Origin of the sequence: Prevotella melaninogenica (genome assembly GCF_018128065.1) — a bacterium.
In the GTDB taxonomy this organism is placed as follows: Bacteria; Bacteroidota; Bacteroidia; order Bacteroidales; family Bacteroidaceae; genus Prevotella.
In genome coordinates, this window is record NZ_CP072360.1 from 1,689,576 (window position 1) to 1,709,741 (window position 20,166).

16 protein-coding genes and 1 tRNA gene are annotated in these 20,166 nt (G+C 41.2%); 6 read left to right on the forward strand and 11 right to left on the reverse strand.

Annotated elements, in window-relative coordinates; genetic code table 11:
- Positions 1 to 102: 102 nt before the first annotated feature.
- The 4 genes from J5A56_RS12615 to rsfS all read right to left on the reverse strand — a co-directional run bounded on the left by J5A56_RS12615 (position 103) and on the right by rsfS (position 4,157).
- Positions 103 to 750, reverse strand: coding sequence for a SprT-like domain-containing protein (locus J5A56_RS12615; protein WP_021671486.1), 648 nt, complete (start codon positions 748 to 750; stop codon positions 103 to 105).
- A gap of 88 nt (positions 751 to 838) precedes the next feature.
- The gene (locus J5A56_RS12620) at positions 839 to 1,705 is read right to left on the reverse strand and encodes a phosphatidate cytidylyltransferase (protein ID WP_021671485.1); all 867 of its coding nucleotides are present in this window, start codon (positions 1,703 to 1,705) and stop codon (positions 839 to 841) included.
- A 14-nt stretch (positions 1,706 to 1,719) separates the two neighbouring features.
- Positions 1,720 to 3,750, reverse strand: a complete 2,031-nt coding sequence (gene ftsH / locus J5A56_RS12625; protein WP_021671484.1) for an ATP-dependent zinc metalloprotease FtsH — start codon at positions 3,748 to 3,750, stop codon at positions 1,720 to 1,722.
- A gap of 47 nt (positions 3,751 to 3,797) precedes the next feature.
- Positions 3,798 to 4,157, reverse strand: coding sequence for a ribosome silencing factor (gene rsfS, locus J5A56_RS12630; RefSeq protein ID WP_021671483.1), 360 nt, complete (start codon positions 4,155 to 4,157; stop codon positions 3,798 to 3,800).
- 237 nt (positions 4,158 to 4,394) lie between these two features.
- Between rsfS and J5A56_RS12635 the strand changes: the two genes are divergently transcribed.
- From J5A56_RS12635 to J5A56_RS12655, 5 genes are all read left to right on the forward strand, one after another.
- Positions 4,395 to 4,465 (forward strand) — tRNA-Gln (locus J5A56_RS12635).
- 74 nt (positions 4,466 to 4,539) lie between these two features.
- Complete coding sequence (locus tag J5A56_RS12640; protein WP_021671482.1) at positions 4,540 to 4,926, forward strand: rhodanese-like domain-containing protein; 387 nt, start codon at positions 4,540 to 4,542, stop codon at positions 4,924 to 4,926.
- Positions 4,927 to 5,348: 422 nt separating this feature from the next.
- Complete coding sequence (locus tag J5A56_RS12645) at positions 5,349 to 7,946, forward strand: transglutaminase-like domain-containing protein (RefSeq protein ID WP_021671481.1); 2,598 nt, start codon at positions 5,349 to 5,351, stop codon at positions 7,944 to 7,946.
- Positions 7,947 to 8,303: 357 nt separating this feature from the next.
- Entirely contained in the window at positions 8,304 to 9,065 is a 762-nt protein-coding gene (locus J5A56_RS12650; protein WP_021671479.1) for a copper homeostasis protein CutC, read from the forward strand.
- Positions 9,066 to 9,149: 84 nt separating this feature from the next.
- Positions 9,150 to 9,731: a DUF6642 family protein gene (locus J5A56_RS12655; protein ID WP_021671478.1), complete on the forward strand. Its 582-nt coding sequence runs from the start codon at positions 9,150 to 9,152 to the stop codon at positions 9,729 to 9,731.
- A gap of 602 nt (positions 9,732 to 10,333) precedes the next feature.
- Here the strand turns inward: J5A56_RS12655 and J5A56_RS12660 are convergent.
- The 7 genes from J5A56_RS12660 to J5A56_RS12690 all read right to left on the reverse strand — a co-directional run bounded on the left by J5A56_RS12660 (position 10,334) and on the right by J5A56_RS12690 (position 17,212).
- Positions 10,334 to 10,672, reverse strand: a complete 339-nt coding sequence (locus J5A56_RS12660; RefSeq protein WP_021671477.1) for a MerR family transcriptional regulator — start codon at positions 10,670 to 10,672, stop codon at positions 10,334 to 10,336.
- Positions 10,673 to 10,796: 124 nt separating this feature from the next.
- The gene (locus J5A56_RS12665; RefSeq protein ID WP_021671476.1) at positions 10,797 to 11,327 is read right to left on the reverse strand and encodes a hypothetical protein; all 531 of its coding nucleotides are present in this window, start codon (positions 11,325 to 11,327) and stop codon (positions 10,797 to 10,799) included.
- 84 nt (positions 11,328 to 11,411) lie between these two features.
- Positions 11,412 to 11,939 (reverse strand): hypothetical protein, encoded by a 528-nt coding sequence (locus J5A56_RS12670; RefSeq protein WP_007367232.1) that lies wholly within the window; start codon positions 11,937 to 11,939, stop codon positions 11,412 to 11,414.
- Between the two features lie 23 nt (positions 11,940 to 11,962).
- Entirely contained in the window at positions 11,963 to 13,042 is a 1,080-nt protein-coding gene (locus tag J5A56_RS12675; RefSeq protein WP_036919417.1) for a Gfo/Idh/MocA family protein, read from the reverse strand.
- 5 nt (positions 13,043 to 13,047) lie between these two features.
- Positions 13,048 to 14,115, reverse strand: coding sequence for a radical SAM/SPASM domain-containing protein (locus tag J5A56_RS12680; RefSeq protein WP_036919414.1), 1,068 nt, complete (start codon positions 14,113 to 14,115; stop codon positions 13,048 to 13,050).
- A gap of 95 nt (positions 14,116 to 14,210) precedes the next feature.
- Entirely contained in the window at positions 14,211 to 15,908 is a 1,698-nt protein-coding gene (locus J5A56_RS12685) for a sigma-70 family RNA polymerase sigma factor (protein ID WP_021671473.1), read from the reverse strand.
- Between the two features lie 965 nt (positions 15,909 to 16,873).
- Positions 16,874 to 17,212, reverse strand: a complete 339-nt coding sequence (locus J5A56_RS12690; protein WP_021671472.1) for a MerR family transcriptional regulator — start codon at positions 17,210 to 17,212, stop codon at positions 16,874 to 16,876.
- A 178-nt stretch (positions 17,213 to 17,390) separates the two neighbouring features.
- Between J5A56_RS12690 and alaS the strand changes: the two genes are divergently transcribed.
- Positions 17,391 to 20,057, forward strand: a complete 2,667-nt coding sequence (alaS, locus tag J5A56_RS12695; RefSeq protein WP_021671471.1) for an alanine--tRNA ligase — start codon at positions 17,391 to 17,393, stop codon at positions 20,055 to 20,057.
- Positions 20,058 to 20,166 lie beyond the last annotated feature (109 nt).

The following is a 20,166-nucleotide window of genomic DNA, read 5'->3' on the forward strand; positions in this document are numbered from 1 at the left end:
ATGAAAATAAATATTTTTCTTCACGTAAATAAATATTTTTCTTCATGAAAATAATTCTTTCTTGTCGTGAAAACAAATCGGTTTAGTATCCTTATCAGTTTATTATCTTTGTAGTTTCATCTTCCCAATCATCGTTTTATAGACCTCTTCAGACACTTGTCTGCCACGCAAAGAGCGAACGCGTGGCATACTATTGAAGTATTCATCTTGTGACTGATACCATGCGTAATGTTTTATCTCATGAACGAGAGCAAGGGAGATTGCCAATTTTCCGGCAGCAGAGGGGTTGACGGAAGAGAGAAAATACTTGCCATCTTTCATTTCTAAAGCTAATATGAGATAGTCTTTGTGCTGTTGTAACGTACGTGGTTGGAGGTTACGTGTGCGCACGGAGATAGTGATGTGTCTATTGAAAGTACGGTTAATCTTGTCCATCATACCACGAAAGACAATGCCATGTGCTGATGTGTCTTTCAGCCCTGTATAGGCGATAGAATAGTGTATCATCTCGTGGATGAGCACATCGTCTATCTCTTCTTTCGTAAGTTTGTAATAGTTGGAAACAGAAATGGTGAAGTCATAGTACTTTGTACGCCCCCAACTCATTTTTCTTTTGCATGCCATCTGTCCCAACCGAGTCTTAGCACGTGACCATTTTAGCTTTGGTACAGGCAGTTTGCCTTCAAAGATGAGGTCGTTGTAATGCTCAAACGCTTGTCGAAGATAGTCTACTGTGAGTTCTGCATTCATTGTCAAGATATGGCAGGTGTTATAAACAATATAGGGACAGACGGTTCCGTCTGTCCCTACACGTCTGTTATTTCGTTTTTATTAGAGTTTAATAGAATAGCGTCAGTGTATAGAGATACACAACAGCTGCTGGTATTGCTAAGAGTGAAGAGTCGAAACGGTCGAGCATTCCGCCATGCCCTGGTAGGATATTACCACTATCCTTCACACCAACTGTACGCTTGAAAAGACTCTCTACAAGGTCGCCCCATGTTCCGAAGACCACTACAACGAGCCCAAGTCCTACCCATTCAGGGATGCTTAGCATGTGAGGTGAAGCACCATTGTTTGCAAAGTAGCCTATAACACCGGCTACAATCAGAACGAGGATACCGCCACCAATGCTTCCTTCCCAACTCTTCTTAGGACTGATGCGTGGGAAGAGTTTATGCTTTCCGAGGAGCGAACCACAGAGGTAAGCACCTGTGTCGTTAGTCCAAAGGAAGATAAATATGCTCAACGGAAGGAGGAAGTCGAACGTTATTTGTTCCCCTCCAACTTGCTGGAAAGCCAGTATGTTAATCATTGAGAAAGGCAATGCGATATACATCTGTCCTAACATCGTATATGCCCAGCTGTTGATAGGGTTCTCATTCTTCAAATACAGCTCTGCAATCAATAGATAGAGAATCGTCAGAACATAAGGTACAAGAATAATAAATCCTTCTGTTGGTGTCAGTCGCAGACCTGCAACCGCCAAGAAGAAATAGACTCCTGCTATGGTTGAGATGAAGCGGTTTACCTTGACTCCCTTGATATTGTTCACCAATCCTGTGTATTCCCAGATGGAAAGACCCGTGATGAGTGCGAAAAGCACAATCAAGGCGTGAGGGTGAAGAATGCCTAACACCATCACAACGACAAAGAATACGCCAGTAACGGTTCTGACAATCAGATTCTTTAGTTTATCACTCATAACTGTATGTTTGTTTATAAATCACTGGCTTTGTCGCTGCCTTCTTTAGCGATTCTTGCTTCGTGCTCAGCTTGTGCCTGTTTCACCTCTTCTGACATGTCCTCTAACTTAGGCTGAGACTTCTCTTCCTGCGCAAGCAACTCCTGTGTGCGGCTAATCCAAGGACGCTTTCCGAAGATTTCCTCAACGTCTTCTGCCATGATTACCTCACGTTCAATGAGAAGCTGTGCCAAGCGGTTATGACCTTCTTTGTGTTCTGACAAGATTTGCTTTGCACGCTCATACTGTCCGTTAATCATCTTCAGCACTTCCTCATCGATGGTTTTAGCTGTTGTGTCAGAATATGGTTTCTGGAAGTTATAGTCATCATTGTTATAATAACAAATGTTTGGCAACTTGTCGCTCATACCAGCATACGCAATCATACCGTATGCACTCTTGGTCGCACGCTCAAGGTCGTTCATAGCGCCAGTTGAGATATGACCTGTGAAGAGTTCCTCTGCGGCACGTCCACCAAGCAATGAACACATCTCGTCAAGCATCTGCTCCTTGGTTGTGATAGGACGCTCTTCTGGTAGATACCATGCTGCACCGAGTGCCTGACCACGTGGTACGATGCTCACCTTTACCAATGGGTTGGCATGCTCACAGAACCAACTGATGGTTGCATGACCAGCTTCGTGAAGGGCAATAGTGCGTTTCTCATCAGCTGTCATTATCTTTGTTTTCTTCTCTAAACCACCGATGATACGGTCAACAGCATCAAGGAAGTCTTGCTTTGTAACTTCTTTGCTATTGTGACGAGCTGCGATAAGGGCTGCCTCATTACATACGTTGGCAATATCTGCACCTGAGAAACCTGGGGTCTGACGTGCAAGGAGATCAATATCGAGGTTCTTCTCTAACTTCAAATTACGCATGTGGACGAGGAAGATTTCCTTACGTTCAGGCAGGTCTGGCAAGTCAACGTGTATCTGTCGGTCGAAACGTCCAGCACGGAGGAGAGCCTTGTCAAGCATGTCAACACGGTTGGTTGCAGCAAGAACAATAACTCCTGAGTTCGTTCCAAAGCCGTCCATCTCTGTCAGAAGGGCGTTGAGTGTATTCTCACGTTCATCGTTTCCGCCCATAGCTGGGTTCTTTGAACGAGCACGTCCAACGGCATCAATCTCATCAATAAAGATGATACAAGGTGACTTCTCCTTAGCCTGATGGAAGACATCACGCACACGACTGGCACCGACACCGACGAACATTTCAACAAAGTCAGAACCACTCATTGAGAAGAAAGGTACACCAGCCTCGCCAGCGACGGCCTTAGCCAAGAGGGTCTTACCTGTTCCCGGAGGACCAACGAGCAGTGCTCCCTTAGGAATTTTACCACCCAAATCAGTATATTTCTTTGGATTCTTCAAGAATTCAACAATCTCTTGTACTTCCTGCTTGGCACCTGTTTGACCTGCAACATCTTTGAAAGTAATACCCATTTCATTGGCTTTCTCGTAGAGCTTAGCCTTGGATTTACCTACGCTAAACACGCCTCCGCCGCCTCCAGCACCACCTCCCATACGTCGCATGAGGAAGAACCAGATTCCGAAGAAGAATATCCATGGTGCTATAGAGCCAAGGATGTCGAGAAAGGTGTTGCCTGATTGGTTGTCGTAGCTATAGCTAACAATTTTCTTCTGCGCTACAGCTTGATCGAGAAAAGTCTCTACCTTATCCACCGAGCCAATCTCCACGGTCACATAAGGGGCTGTACCCACATCCTTTGTACCTTTCTTGAAGATGTCACGAATATGATTTGGACTTACATACATACGTAGGGTATTGTCGTTTTTGTTGACAATGACCTTTGTCGCATAACCTTTAGCTACATATTGCTTAAATGTAGTATAATCCTTGTCTATGGCTGCATTTGATGGGAAAAACCCACCTCCCCCAGTAATGAGCACTACTCCGAGGGCAATAATAACGAATATGTAGAGCCAATTCATATTGAATTTTGGCATATTCGGCTTGTTTTTGGGATTTGAATTGTCCATTTTGAAGTCTGTTTTTAATATTATAAGGTCGATAACCAGGTTACTTATCAGTCTAAATCTGGCAGAGCAGTTAATTTGGCATCTTCCCAAAGGTGTTCTATGTCATAGAATTCACGTGTCTCTGGGGTGAAGATGTGAACGATAACGTCCGCATAATCAATTGCCACCCACTGTGCGTTACCAAGTCCTACGCAGTTGATAGGCTTCTCACCGGTCGTTTCGCGAACATAATCGCTTACTGATCCAGCAATAGCTTCTACCTGTTGTGTTGAGCTACCCTGGCATATAACGAAATAGCGGCAGATAGTACCATCGATCTTCGATAGGTCTGCAATAACTATGCCATGTCCTTTTTTATCTTGAATTCCTTTTGTAATTAATTCTACTAAATTCTTTGTTTCTTCCATTAAATCACATTATAATATATGAACTGCAAAGGTAGCGCAAAAGGAATGAAGCACAAAATAAATTTTGTTTTATTTAGCAATTTGTTATGATTAGCCTTCTTTAGACTTCTACCTCATAAAAATCCATCTTTAAAAACATTTTTATCTCTTTTTATGAAAAAAGTCGGTAGAAGTTTTGGTAGTTCAAGAAAAAGTACTAACTTTGCACTCGCAATTCAGAAATGAGTTGTAGGTCATTGGGATATGGTGTAATGGTAACACTACAGATTCTGGTCCTGTCATTCCTGGTTCGAGTCCGGGTATCCCAACAAAGTGAGAGAGTTGAATTTTCAACTCTCTTTTTTATTTCAATTAGTAACTTAAATATTTACCTGATTAAAAGATGAAAAAGTTATTTACAGCCATTTTGGCAGTATTGGGAATAGGTATGGGAGCATGTGCGCAGAATCTTTATGAGGATGTAGACGTTAATCGTTTTGAACAGATTATTAAGTCAGACTCTGTTCAGTTAGTGGATGTCCGTAAACTTAATGAGTTCAGAGAAGGACATATTCCTGGTGCAATACATATTGATGTACTAACTCCTTCTTTTCTTTCTAATGCTCTTGCTAAACTTGACAAGAAGCGTCCTTGTGCGGTTTATTGCCGTTCAGGTAAGCGTTCTGCTATGGCAGCAACACTTCTTGCTAAGGATGGTTTTACTGTTACCAATCTTTCGGGTGGTATCATTGCATGGACAGATGCAAAGAAAAAGACTGTGAGGGAATAATTCACTGTCTTGCCCCTTTAACACTTTAAAGAATAATCTTACAATATGAGTTGCTGGAGCTTCTGAAAGAGTGTTACAGCAGACGACACCCCTACATTATCACTTTCATTCACCACCTTTATATAGAGAGAACTATCCACCACAATAAAAGATAGCACATAGGAAGGAAGTTTGCAATCTTATTACTTTGACAAAACTTTCGGACATTTTCTATGTAAAACATTTGCATATATTGTTTTTTTTTACGAATATTGCATATGCAAATGGGTGGCTAATGAAAGTCGCATAAACTAAAGGTGGGTTCTATTAATTACCACCGAAATCAAATCAATAAATCATGGGGTTCGTTTTGTCATCTTTCGGACTCTCTTCGGTTCAAAAATGACAAAGCTAATTAATAGAACCCACCTAAAAACAAATCTATGAAAAAAATCTTATTGAGCCTGTTTCTTACTGTCATAAGCCTTTCGACCTATGCACAGCACTTTATTACAGACCCTAATTTTAGACAGAAGGTAGAAAATGCATTCCAAGCCAAGATGAAGGTTATTGGGAAAAAGTTCTATAATACAAAGGGACTTCGGATATCTCCTGAGGAGGAGGAAGCCTTACATTTCTTATATGCCTATATGCCAATCGCTGATGCAACGGATTATCCTACGGCATATCATCTTAAAAACATACGCACCGCCTTACAAACAAGAAAGTCTATGGCATGGGGAAAAGATGTCCCTGAATTGCTGTTTAGACATTTCGTTTTGCCTATGCGTGTAAACAACGAACCACTTGATAGTTCTCGTGCTATATTCTATCGTGAACTGAGTGAGCGCGTGAAAGGACTTCCTATGAAGGAAGCTATCCTTGAGGTAAACCACTGGTGCCACGAACGTGTTACCTACGAGCCTTCCGATGCTCGCACCTCTTCACCTCTTCAGTCTATTCGCACTGGTCGAGGTCGTTGCGGAGAAGAAAGTACCTTCACCGTAGCTGCTCTCCGTTCTATTGGTATTCCAGCTCGTCAGGTCTATACCCCCCGCTGGGCGCATACGGACGACAACCATGCTTGGGTAGAAGCTTGGGCAGATGGCAAATGGTATTTCTTAGGTGCTTGTGAGCCAGAACCTGTGCTTAATCTCGCTTGGTTCAACGAGCCTGCATCACGTGCAATGCTCATGCACACACGTGCCTTCGGTGATTATGAGGGTCCAGAGGAGGTGATGTTACGTTCCAATAACTTCACCGAGATTAACCTCATTGACAACTATGGCAGTACGTCAAAGATTGATTTTAAGATTGTTGATAAAGATGGTAAGCCTGTTGACAACGCAAAGGTAGACTTCAAGATTTATAATTATGCCGAGTTCTATACCGCTGTATCTAAGTACACTGGCGAGGATGGAACAACCTTCCTCTCTGCTGGTAAGGGTGATATGATTGTCTGGGCATCAAAGGATGGACAGTTTGGCTTTGCTAAAGCCACCTTTGGAAAGGATAAGTCAATCACCATCAAACTGGATTATAACGAGCAAAATATGCCAAAGGAGGCTGACCTCGACATCGTTCCACCTGCTTCAAATACCACATTACCAGCCGTTACCAAGGCACAGCGTGATGAGAATACGCGTCGATTGACTTACGAGGATTCAATCCGTCATGCTTATATCGCTACCTTCCCAACGACAGAAAGCATGAAGGATTATCACTATCCTGCAGCTACTCCTTATATTGTTAAGGCACGTGGTAACTGGAAGACGATCAAAGCATTTGTAGAGAAGTATGCTAATCAGCAGGAGCGTGCCATCCAATTGCTCAGTACTTTGAGCGATAAGGACCTTCGTGACATGCCTATGTATATCTTAGAGGATAACATGAAGGCAAAGAGCAACCAACTTTCTCCACGTGTTGAGAGCGAAATGATTCTCACACCGTTCAAACAATTCTTCGAGAAAGCCTTTGCAAAAGAGGCAGCAAGCTTCCGTAAGAACCCAGCTTTGTTGGTTGAGTGGATTCGCAAGAACATCAAAATGAATCCTGACACACGTGCAATGAGAATCCCACAGACACCAAGAAGTGTATGGGAGAGCCGTATTACCGATAGCCGTAGCCGTGATATCTTCTTCGTAGATGTTGCCCGTAGTTTAGGTATTGAGGCTCGTATGGACCCTATAGCGTGGAAGATTCAGTATAAACAAGATGGCAAATGGATGGATGTTGACTTTGATGCAGCAGCTCAGCAAACTGCCAAGATGGGTAAGTTGGTACTAACCTTCACCCCTGATGGTTTCCTCGATGACCCTAAGTATTATAGCCATTTCTCTATCAGTAAGATTGTTTATGGGCAGACATGGCTGATGAACTTTGACGAAGGACAGGTTGACATGGGTGGTGGTGCTACATGGTCGAACACCTTTAAGAATGGGGCTACACTTGATGAGGGTACTTATATCCTCGTGACCGGTCAGCGTATGGCTGATGGTAGTGTACTTGCACACAGCCGTTTCTTCCAGATTAAACCAGGCGAGACGACCACTCTCCCACTCGATGTTCGTCAGGAAAGTGAAGGCGTGAAGGTTATTGGTAGCTTCAACAGTGAAGACTTGTTTGATAAAGATGGTCAGAGCGTTTCTATCCTAAGTCAGACAGGACGTGGCTATTACGTTCTCGGCGTATTGGGTATCGGTCAGGAGCCAACGAACCACGCATTGCATGATATTGAAAAGATGAAGGATAAGCTCGATAAGTGGGGTCGTCCATTCGTCTTACTCTTCAAGAATGAGGCGGAAGCTAAGAAGTTCCAAGCACAGAAGGGTGAGTTCCCTAACTTGCCAGAAAAGACCATCTTCGGTATTGATAAGGATGGAACCATCCAGCAGGAAATTGTAAAAGAGATGAAACTCCGCAATACTGAACAGCTGCCAATATTCATTATTGCTGATACCTTCAATCGTATTGTCTTCCTTTCTCAGGGATATACAATCGGATTGGGTGAGCAACTCGTTAAAACAAGTAGTAAACTTTAATTAAGGAGGGAGAGGAGTTAAGGAGTGAAAGGGAGTTAAGACAATACTTTTATAGCTGTAATATATCAGACAATAAACGGTCATATATCACACTAACAGATAGTGCTGTCTTAACTCCCCTTCACTCCTTAACTCCTTTAACCAAAATCGGTCATTAGAGCCTAAACAGATTTTGTTTTATTGTCGAGCAGATTGCCTGTCTTTGTAACGCAGGCGTAGCGGGCTACGTCAAGTTGCAAAGATAGACAAGATGACGACAAGAAAATAAAAGATGTTAGGAAACAACACAAAAACAAGAATTCCTGAAACATTGTGGTCTAATGACCGATTTGGGTTAAACTCCTCAAATAATCCAACATGAACCGAACTGATTTTGAGATAGAAATATGTGCTAATAGCGTTGAAAGCTGCATAGAAGCACAGAAAGGTGGAGCTAATCGTGTAGAACTCTGTATGGGTATTCCCGAAGGTGGCACCACTCCTTCCTATGGTGAAATAAAAATGGCGAGAGAAGTATTGACTGATACTCGCCTACATGTTATCATCCGCAACCGTGGGGGCGACTTCCTTTATACAGAACAAGAACTTCAGCGCATGGCTATGGACATTGATCTTTGTCGTGAGTTAGGTGTAGATGGCGTTGTCTTTGGCTGCCTGACTGCTGATGGTGACATTGACATGAAATCCAATGAATATCTGATGTCTCACGCAAAAGGAATGAGTGTTACATTCCATCGTGCCTTCGACCGCTGCCGTGAACCAGAGAAAGCCTTGGAACAGCTCATCTCTCTTGGTTTTGATAGAGTACTGACTTCAGGACAGCAACCCACTGCCGAGGAGGGTATTCCGCTGCTTATGCGATTGCACCAATTATCTAACAACCGAATAAAGATTATGGCTGGCTGTGGAGTAAACGAAAAGAACATTGCTCATATACGCAAAGAGACAAACGTACCTGCCTTCCACTTCTCTGCACGTGAGCCACAAAAAAGTCGTATGACTTTCTCCAATCCTTCTGTCTATATGGGTGCTGAGGGTGCCGATGAAGACACAATTATGTTGACAACAGAGCGCAGAGTGAGGAATACCATCGATACTTTGATGAGAATGATGGCGTAAGGTAATGCCATTAAGTAGCAGATCTCTTATATTGCAGAAGACACAAAATAAATATAGTAGATTCGTCAATCGAAATAAACAGGTATGGTAAATAAAGTTTTTTGTTTAGAAACGGAGTGGGAACAGAGTGTATACGATTTGAAATATGATTCTCAGGCAAAGCCTATGTTAGAGTTTTTAAGTAACTCCTGTGGTATAGACTTTTCTTTTAGACAAGTTGCAACTCCATCAGATTTTAAATACTATATAAGTCATTTAAAGCAGGCTTCATATAAGGATTTTTCTATTGTGTATTTATGCTTTCATGGCGAAAAGGGTATTATTACCTTTGCCGGGGCAGATAATAAGGGTAAGTACTCGATATGCAGTTTGATGGATTTCGCTAACGAAAATGAAGGAATCTTTAGAGGAAAGTTTGTTCATTTTGGAAGTTGCAGAACTTTTAAGATGAATGATAGTGAGATTAAGCAGTTCAAGAAATTGACAGGTGCAATAATGGTCTCTGGCTATGAGAGGAGTGTTGAAATGACCACAAGTTTCATCTTTGAAGCATGGTTGTTAAACACTTTATATCTTTATCCGAACTTGAGAGCAACGTCACTGATGAATAGGGCACAGAAAGAAATGCCTTATTTTGTAGATAAGTTTAAATTTATCGCATTATAATTATGGAGGAAATTGTAATTTATGCTTATTACAAGGGGTAATTCAGGTGTAAAAGGAGTTTGGAGCAGTATAAGGAATTAATACAATAGTCTGTTGGCAGATGCTCTTCTTTGGCGCTTACCAGTAGCACACCTCGTGTTTACTGTTGGCACGGTTTGAGTTGGGCTGTAACACAAAGGAAAACGGAGACGTGAAGCAGTGGCTTGAAGATGATTAAAGCTGAAAATAAACACAGATGGTAGACGTCTCTAATCTTTTTCAACTATTTTATTAGCAGTGAACCGAATCCCAGAGTAAATTTCCTTCGTACTGGATAGCATGTCCGTTTGTGAAATAAAGCAGGCTTGAGGACGAATGGCAGCTCATGCTCGAAACGTAAGATAGAGTAGCGAACTGTATGGAGGCGGTTTGAAAGTTGCTGTCACTCCTATCATAACAAACTACACTGTAAGTGATTTATTATAAACCTTTTACCACAAATGTTAAAAATGACAGCAACTAAAAACAAAAATAAAATAGGGGAAATAAGAATACAAAAGTCCTCTCTATGACTGCTAATTGGTGTGGCATATCTCCGAAGGCATCTCCCCTTGATATGCCGTCTATACTAAACCGTCTAACTGTTTCTTAAGTTCTTTCAGTTGGTCACGCACAGAGAAGAGGGTTTCCATAACCTTTTGGCTCTTGTCAGCACCGCTTCTGTTCTCCTGCAACATCTTTCGGGCAGCAGCAATCTTAAAGCCACGCACCTTGACAAGATTGTAAATAACCTTTATCTGTTCAATGTCTTTCTCCGTATATTGGCGTACACGATTGCCCGTCGTCTTAGGACGAAGGTGTGGGAACTCGGTTTCCCAGTATCTCAACAGACTCTCCGTAACGTTAATCTGCTGTGCCACTTCCTTAATAGAATAATACAGTTTGTACGGATTCTCTACCATGTCTTAGTAACTTTTAAAAATAGCTACAGGGAAAAAGATAAGATGAGGTTGAAATATTGACAATGCCACATAGCACTTGAGTTGATATATACCAGCCCAAGTGCCATGTATTGAATAGATACTTTTAATTTTCAGGTAAACCTACTTCTGGATTGAATGTTACAGAGACTTTTTTATTCTGGGCAATATTTACCTGTCCATTATATGCAATATTAGATTCATCATATTTCATGTTTGGTCTGGCATAGTACACTTTCAGGTTATAATTACCAGATGTCAATTTGCTAATCTTAAAATTAACGTCGTATTTGCAAATGCAATCGGCAAGTGCATCAAGTACATTATGGTACACGACAAGGGTAATCTGATTGTTTTGATTAGCGATGTTCACATAAATATTTTTTACGGCACAGTTGGCTTTCACGTCTTCCAGCATACATTGAACTATTCCGTCTTTGCCCAGCTCCATGCTTAAAGTTGCCGGCACAATGTTGTTTTCAGCATAGGCATCGGGACGTGTCTCTGTTGGAGAGAGTGTTAACTTGCAAGTAGAATTTGCAACATCATAAACTCTTAATGGCTCAAGAGCTACCTTCTCTGAGGAACATGCAGATAATCCACAGAAAAGGATTAGGCTGTAAAATACTTTTTTCATAATTACAAGGATTTTATATGTTGATATTTATATAAACGCAATTACAAGTTATTTCTTGCTTATATTATTACGTATTTCTGTTTACTATTCAATCAACTTCCCGTGTTTTTTGAGTATTGAGAGAAACTCTCCCCATTCTGCCGCTCTTTTTTCTTTTGCTTTTTGAATGGCCTTGTTCTCTTTAACATATTGACTATTGTCCTCAATATTGCGTGGGTAACAGTCACTCAGATAAAACTTGCCAGATTCTGAAACTAATGATAAGTCTGTGAAGATTTGACTATTGAAAGATGACACAAACGTTGAGATATGGAGTAGAACCTTACCATACGAATGTATTTCTATGTTACGATAAATGGGAAAGAGCAGACTTGTCGGCTCAAAATCTTGAAAAATAATCTCACGGGTCTGCGCGTTGAAAGACTTGATGTTGTCAAGTGTAAAGAGATAGGGGCTTGAAGCGGCTCTTGTCATTCGGGCTGTCCCTATAGCAAACAATTCCGTTTTCGATGCTTGCACTGTGGGAGTTGAAGCAGACTCATCTTCATTGCTGCAACCAATAAACAGCAACGAGAAGATGAACGCCTGTAATACACAAAAATACCTTTTCATAATTTGTTGGATTTAATTAGTTATTATAATATGTGGTCGTCAATTATGTTCATATACTTCTTTATTTCTGCCATTATGGAATAAACATGCTTAACACTTTCCAAGCAAAAGGCATGATTATCCTCGCATCTGTTTTCAACCATATCGGCAAACGCTTGAATCTCCGAGAAGAACCCTTGTGACACAATCTGGTTATTCCCAACCGTTGGTACAAAACCATTCCTTCCGTATAGGCTGACAACGGTTGCATTATTTTGGAAGACCTTTTCCAAAGGGATTCCCCATATAGCAGAGTGTCTTGGGGAAAAATCGAGTCTTTCCATTCTGTCCAATACATATTGTCCTTTGTCCGTACTAATACTTAATTGTTCCTGTGCATCCTGCCAAGAGTAATCTGTTGATAGTTCCAACATTCCTACTATATCTTGGTGTTCTAATATAAGGAATAAGGTCTGTCCACCATCTCTACTGAGAGTAATATCCAAACCCTTTATCTTTGCCTCTCCAAAAAGGAATGTTACATAGTCAAGAGGATGGATGAACAGGTCAAGCAAAGTATCTCCTTCAGGGTATAATCCTGTCAGATAGCGATAATGGTAATGCCGTTTGCCATCATCTTTCAATCGCTTTTTCAGAATTTGAGTGGCAGGGGCAAAACGTCTTTGCAGTCCGACAACGATATGCTGTGAGCCATATAGTTTGATAGTATCAGTCAAAGACATTAGTTCCCTTTCATCCTTACAGGGTGGCTTCTCTATGAACAAGGATTTACCTGCTTTTATAACTTCAGTTGCAATATGAAAATGTGAATGTGGATTAGCTGCCACGAAGACTCCTGAGATTGTATTATCAAGCAGGATATCTTGTAAAGAAGTTGTTCCTTTGATCCCCTTGTACTTTTGAGAAATCAGATAGGCTTTCTTCTCCGAGGTACAGCAAATGTATTTCAGTGGTAGCTGAAGATACTGTATAACGGGCAGCAGGTTGTTTGCACAATGATTGCCAAACCCCACAAGAGCATACTGCTGTGTGTAGGTATATTGCAGTTCTCTCATGCTGCGTATGCGCCTATATCTGTCTATAATGTTATCTAAATATCCCATTTTAGCTATGCTTTTATTTGCTTGAAATGTTTCTTATAGGTGGTTTGCCTATTGCTGGTCCATTGATACTTCCCATAAAACAACTCTATCAGCCGTTTGGGGATTATTCTTTCTAAATTTCTTAACAGGATAATGTCATATTTTCGATGATAGTTGATCCAGCATTGATTGCATTCTTTGGAGTACTGACATTGAATTTTGCACGTATTCCTTGAATTGAATATCTCATCAAGCGTATTCTTATGAATATTACCCAAGGTTACATCTAAATTCTGGCACAAGGGAACGTCTCCATTAGAATGGATGACCAATTCACTGAAAATACTATGACACCGCAGTCTCAGTCTGTTATTTTTCCACTCGTCATACAAAGCTACAAAGTCAAAGTTCTCATATGTTTGATGTATGGAAGAGGGTATCTGGCTGATGAAATCAGCATCATTGGATTCCATTAAATCTTTGGTTGTGTCAAAGAATGACATTGTGCTGTAAATGCCAATACGTACATCAATGTTATATTGTTTGGCACAATCTATGACATGCCTCATATCCTCAAACGAGTTCCATGGAGAAAGACAGAACATTAGGGAGATAGGCACGATGTCTTTACATGTTTCTATAACCTTAATCACCTTGTCATATCCATCTCTCCCACGCATATAGCGATAGGTTTCTCTATTGCCATCAAGTGATATATATAGATGTTTGGGATGATGATTCTTTACGGAAGAAATTATCTTGTTCACTGCAAGGCAGTTGGACAGCAATGTATAGTTTGGGTGGTTAGTATCAAACCATCCTAATATCTTGTCTGCTTCGGGATGGAGGACAAACTCACCTCCTTCCAAGCCGACCATCGTGCGTTTAGTTACACATTTGCTGTTCATTATTTTGATGATGTCATCTAAGCTGAGATTTTCTATAGGTTTCTTCCAAATGGAACAGTGCTTGCAACGAGACTGACAGCTTGTTGTGGAATATATCATCAGGGATGTGAGTTCCTTGTGCTGTCTGCGTACTACATTGTTGACAAATACAATTCCATTGTGGATGTAGTCATAAATACTGTACATTCTTTCTTTTGAGTTTTGTCTTTTATTGTTAAGAGTAGAAAACTACTAAAAGACTGCACTGTATTCATGACTTTTCATTTACTCATTATCTCCATTTACCAAGTAAGCCGCAATCCGAATGGTACTGTTATGATGAACGGATGCTCTGTGCGGTAGGTTTCAAGGCCGCTGCCATTCCCGAAGTAATAGAACATATTAGGTTCTAAATACAGACTGAAAGGCTTGAATAGCCTATACTGAACACCGATACCTAAGTTCACAGACCATTGATAACGTGGCTTGATGTCACCCTTTAACGTGTAGGACGAGTCAGACGTTATGATATACTTCTTATCAAGTGAACTGTGAACTGGCATCTCGAATGTCACTCCACCGGTCGTATAGGCATTGAATCGTCCCTTGCTCCATATACGATAGGTCAATCGCAATGGTATGCCCACATAATCAATCTTCTGGGTCTTCAACAAGGTCGCACCATGAAACTCACTCTCAAAATCAGACTTCATTCTTGTGTAAGTCAATCCCGTGCCAAAAGTCCAATGGGAACTTAGTTGCTTGTTGAGCGACAAACTAAAGGTTTTGGGGCGGTAGTGGTGCGCCTTCTCACCTAAGGAAGCGTTGCCTTCTGTTGCATTATTCAGTGCTATCCATGACATTTTTGCCCTCTCGACAGAATCCATCAGTGCATTGTTCCGAACTAAATAATTTACATAATCATCCCATGTATATAATTTGGCCGCAGCCCCACCATTAGCGTAATCTACTACTGATAGGTAGTTCAAATTGGACATGGCTCCATTTGCACCGGCATTAGATGAATAACCCAAATTGAATGTCCACGGATACTTCTTCTTATTGCAGACATTGAAGTTCTTTCTTTCATTCAATGCTATCATCTTATCTTGTGGTGTCTGTGGAATGCAGTATAAAGAATCGTTTGTTCCGATACCTATAGCCAAATGTTTTTGCAGGGAATCCACATTAAAGGGTAATGCTCGTTGTTCCGTTATAGCACTGTCTGTTGATACTTGCAAAGCAATATTTCCTTCAGGGACAATCGCACCGGCAGAACCTCTTCCTGCATTACCAGAGATACTTGGCGAGGTAGAATATCTTGACTTTTCTTTCTTCAGAGCTCCTAATCCTTTTTGCACATATTTTGATCGACTCTTATGAGTGTTTGTAGCAGTAGGTTCGTTATCGGAAGTCTCAACAGTTTTATCTCTCGTAGCGATATATATATAAACTGGTATAAGAATTGGAAGCAAGAAGAGCATCCAATAGTTAATCAACATTGCACGCAATGTTTTCTTTGCCCTGAACAACTGGGAAGAAGAACTGTGCGGATTGATGCCGAGCTGTTCTCCTATCTCCTTGTGGGAAAGACCTTCTAAGACTGAGAGCTTGAAAACTTCACGATTCCCTTCTGGTAAGGACTCTATTGCTGACAATAATAGTCCGAACTCTATCTTTTTCTGTTCCTCACATGCTGCTTCCTGAATTTCTATATTCAAGCAAGATAAGGGGGTATGGCTTCTTTTTTCTGTGTTTTGGATATATTTTAAGGATAGATTCCTTACGATTGTTATCATCCAACCTTCCAATTTTGATTCATCTTTCAAATCTTGGATAGACATGAAGATTATAATAAATGCATCATGCAAAATATCGTGAGCTGAATTATCATCTTTTACATAATGCCGACATACGCCTAAAAGTCTATTAGCGTATGTCGTATAGAGTTCTCCGAGGGCTTCCTTATCCCCATTTTTGCAAGCGTCAATCTGTATCATATTATTTTAAGCAAAGGAACATCTCCTTTATTTAATATTTAAAAAGAGTCTATTTGCTCTAAAAGACTGCACTTATTTTTATAGATTTTCTTTATTTTAACTTTTGATAACTTTAAAAGGAACATACAGACATATTATGCTACTTCGAAAATCACCTTACAAAGGTACGAATATAATAACAAATATGCTTTTATTGAAAGATTATAAAAAGCAATAGTCCGTTTAATTTTGTGATTTGCGAATCTTTCGTCCCTAAGCCAACAGGAATTGTGACAGAAAGAAAACATGGCAGGTCTCTGAAAAAGAGATGATTTGGTAACCAAATGTAACATAATAAAATCGGCTATCTCATTGATATTCAGCAAGCTTATAGATGTAAAAAAACAATAAAGTTTATGCTGATAACCAACTTGATTAGCCGATATATGAGGCTCTGCAAAGCAGCTTTATCTTCATTACTTTAACAAAGTAAACTACTGTGTCGTAATAATTTGTAAACAAGAAAGTAAAGATTTTAGAAGTAATAGAAGCTTGACGGAGTGAAACTTATTATGGCAAGAGTTTGTCCAGAGTGTTCCGTACTTTGGTGTTTATGGTTAGCACGTCTTGTGCTCAGTATTAGCACGAGGCGTGCTAACCGTAAACACAATGTGTGATAATAGTTGTAAGTCACATAAAAAAGGACTTGTAAAAGCAAGATAATAGGCAGAAAACGGATACTATTCAGCCTTGCTGTGTAAGACCGAGTGTGAAGTAGTATATATACAATCTGAAAGTTGCTGTCACTCCTATCACAACAAATTATGCTGTAAGTAATTAGTTATGAGTGCTTTGCTAAAAGTGTTAAAACTGACAGCAACTGAAAACAAAAATAAAACAGGGGAAATAAGGAAACGAAAACGTTCACGATAAATATAAAGAATAGTATGCGTTTTCTGTCGTCTTATCCTCGCTGCTAATAAGCCTTATACCAATCCGTCTAATTGTTTCTTAAGATCTTTCAGCTGATCACGCACAGAGAAGAGGGTTTCCATAACCTTTTGGCTCTTGTCAGCACCACTACGATTCTCCTGCAACATCTTGCGGGCAGCAGCAATCTTAAAGCCACGCACCTTGACAAGATTGTAAATAACCTTTATCTGTTCAATGTCTTTCTCCGTATATTGACGTACACGATTGCCCGTCGTCTTAGGACGAAGGTGTGGGAACTCGGTTTCCCAATATCTCAACAGACTCTCCGTAACGTTAATCTGCTGTGCCACTTCCTTGATAGAATAATACAGTTTGCGCGGATTCTCTGCCATGTCTTAGTAACTTTTATATCAATTATTTACACAAAGTTGGTGCTGATTGCGAAGACTATGTCCACCTCTAAAAGAAGTTTTTACGTATTCAGCAGTCTAATTGTTTGCAAAAATACTCAAAAGTCAGTATCTTTGCAACACTTTTAGGTAGAAAAATTGAATTTTAAAAAAAATAAAGATGATGACAGCAAACGAAATCCGCGACTCTTACTTGAAATTCTTTAAGTCGAAGGGACACGTTATCGTACCGTCTGCCCCTATGGTTATCAAGGACGACCCTACGCTGATGTTCACTAATGCTGGTATGAACCAGTGGAAAGATATTATTCTCGGAACAAAGGATCCAGAACCTCGTCGCCGTGCTGACTCGCAGAAATGTTTGCGCGTTAGTGGTAAGCATAATGACTTGGAAGAGGTAGGTCGTGATGCAGCTCTCAGCCACCACACGATGTTTGAGATGTTAGGTAACTGGAGTTTCGGTGACTATTTTAAAGAAGGAGCAATTGATTACGCCTACGAATACCTTGTAGACGTACTCCACCTTGATCCAAAAGACCTCTACGTAACTGTCTTTGAGGGTGATAAGGCAGAGGGAATATCACGTGATGATGAGGCAGCAAGCTACTGGGAGAAGCATTTCCCAAAGAATCATATCGTCAACGGAAACAAGCACGACAACTTCTGGGAGATGGGTGACACTGGTCCTTGTGGTCCTTGTTCAGAGATTCATATTGACTTCCGTTCAGAGGAAGAGAAGGCAAAGGTACCTGGTGAGGAACTTGTAAACAAGGATCACCCACAGGTTATTGAGATTTGGAACATCGTGTTCATGCAGTTCAATCGTAAGGCAGACGGTAGCCTTGATCCATTAAAGATGCATGTTATCGATACTGGCATGGGCTTTGAACGTCTCGTTCGTCTCATGCAGGGCAAGAATTCTAACTACGATACAGATATCTTTGCACCAGTTATTGCAGAGATTGAGAAGATTTCAGGCAAGAAGTATAACCACACCTTCCCTGAGGGTGATAATGGTGAAGGCATCAATGAAGAGCAGAAGGTAGACATCGCTATGCGTGTTGTAGCCGATCACCTTCGTGCTGTTGCCTTCTCTATTGCTGACGGTCAGTTACCAAGCAATGCTAAAGCAGGTTACGTTATTCGTCGAATCCTTCGCCGTGCCGTTCGTTACGCTTATACTTTCCTTGGTCAGAAGGAAGCTTTCATGTATAAGTTGCTCAACGTGTTGGTACGTGAGATGGGTACTGCATACCCAGAACTCACCGCACAACGTGAACTCATTGGGCGTGTAATGAAAGAAGAAGAGGATTCTTTCCTCCGTACATTAGAAAAGGGTATTATGCTCCTCAATGGCGCGATGGATGAGTTGAAGGCACATGGCGAGACACAACTCGATGGTAAGGAGGCTTTCCGCCTCTTCGACACCTATGGTTTCCCACTCGACCTCACCGAACTTATCTGCGCAGAGAACGGCTATACCGTAGATGAAAAGCAGTTCAATGAGGAGATGGCACAGCAGAAAGCACGTGCTCGCAATGCAGCAGCTGTTGAGAATGGTGACTGGGAAATACTACGTGAAGGTGAGCAAGAGTTTGTTGGTTATGACTATACAGAATACGAATGCCACATTCTTCGCTATCGTAAGGTGACACAGAAGAAGAACAGCTTCTATGAGCTTGTACTCGATCATACTCCTTTCTATGGTGAGATGGGTGGTCAGGTAGGTGACCAAGGTGTACTCGTTAGCGAGGACGAAACTATCAACGTCATCAATACCAAGCGTGAGAATAACCAGAGTGTACATATCGTTAAGGAATTGCCAAAGAACCTTGAAGCTGACTTCATGGCTTGTGTAGACACTGACAAGCGTGATGCTTCAGCTGCCAACCATACTGCAACCCACCTCCTCGACTATGCTTTGAAGCAGGTTCTCGGTGAGCATGCAGAGCAGAAGGGTTCATACGTAAGTCCTGACACCCTTCGTTTCGACGTTTCTCACTTCCAGAAGATTACCGATGAGGAACTTCGTCAAGTAGAGAAGCTTGTCAATGAGATGATTCGCAAGGATTATCCAATGGATGAGCATCGTGAAACTCCAATGGAGGAAGCAAAGAAGATGGGTGCAGTAGCCCTCTTCGGCGAGAAGTATGGTGACAAAGTTCGTGTTGTTCGCTTCGGTCCAAGTTGTGAGTTCTGTGGTGGTATCCATGCCACATCAACAGGTCGCATCGGTTTCTTTAAGATTGTTGGCGAGAGTAGCGTGGCTGCTGGTGTACGCCGTATCGAGGCTATGACCGGCGAAACTTGCGAAAACGCTATCTATGTTCTTGAAGATACTTTGCGTGACTTGAAAGCAATGTTCAACAATGCTAAGGACCTCAAGGCTGTTATCACGAAGTTTGTTGAAGAGAATGACAGTATTAAGAAGGAACTTGAAAGCTTCCGTGCTCAGGCTGTTAGCCGTGCTGCAAAGAACATGGTTGAGCATGCTGAGACCGTAAATGGCGTGCATGTCGTAAAAACTGTACTGCCTATCGACCCAGCTTCTGCCAAGGATATCGTCTTCAAGGTACGTGAAGCATTACCAGAGAAACTCGTTTGTGTACTCGGCTCTGTATACGAGAATCGTCCTCTCTTATCAATCATGCTTAGTGATGACATGGTGAAAGATTATGATCTGAACGCTGGTAAGATTATTCGCGAGGCTGCTAAACTCATCCAGGGTGGCGGTGGCGGTCAGCCACACTACGCTCAGGCAGGTGGTAAGAATGCTGAAGGCATAAGCTCTGCAGTGGATAAAGTAATTGAATTAATTAGCTTATAAAGTTATTAAATACCAAATAGGAGGAGGGCTTCTGGCTCTCCTCCTATTTTATTTTTCTGTTAATCGCAAATTATTTTCATGAAGAAAAAGAATTATTTACGTGAACAGA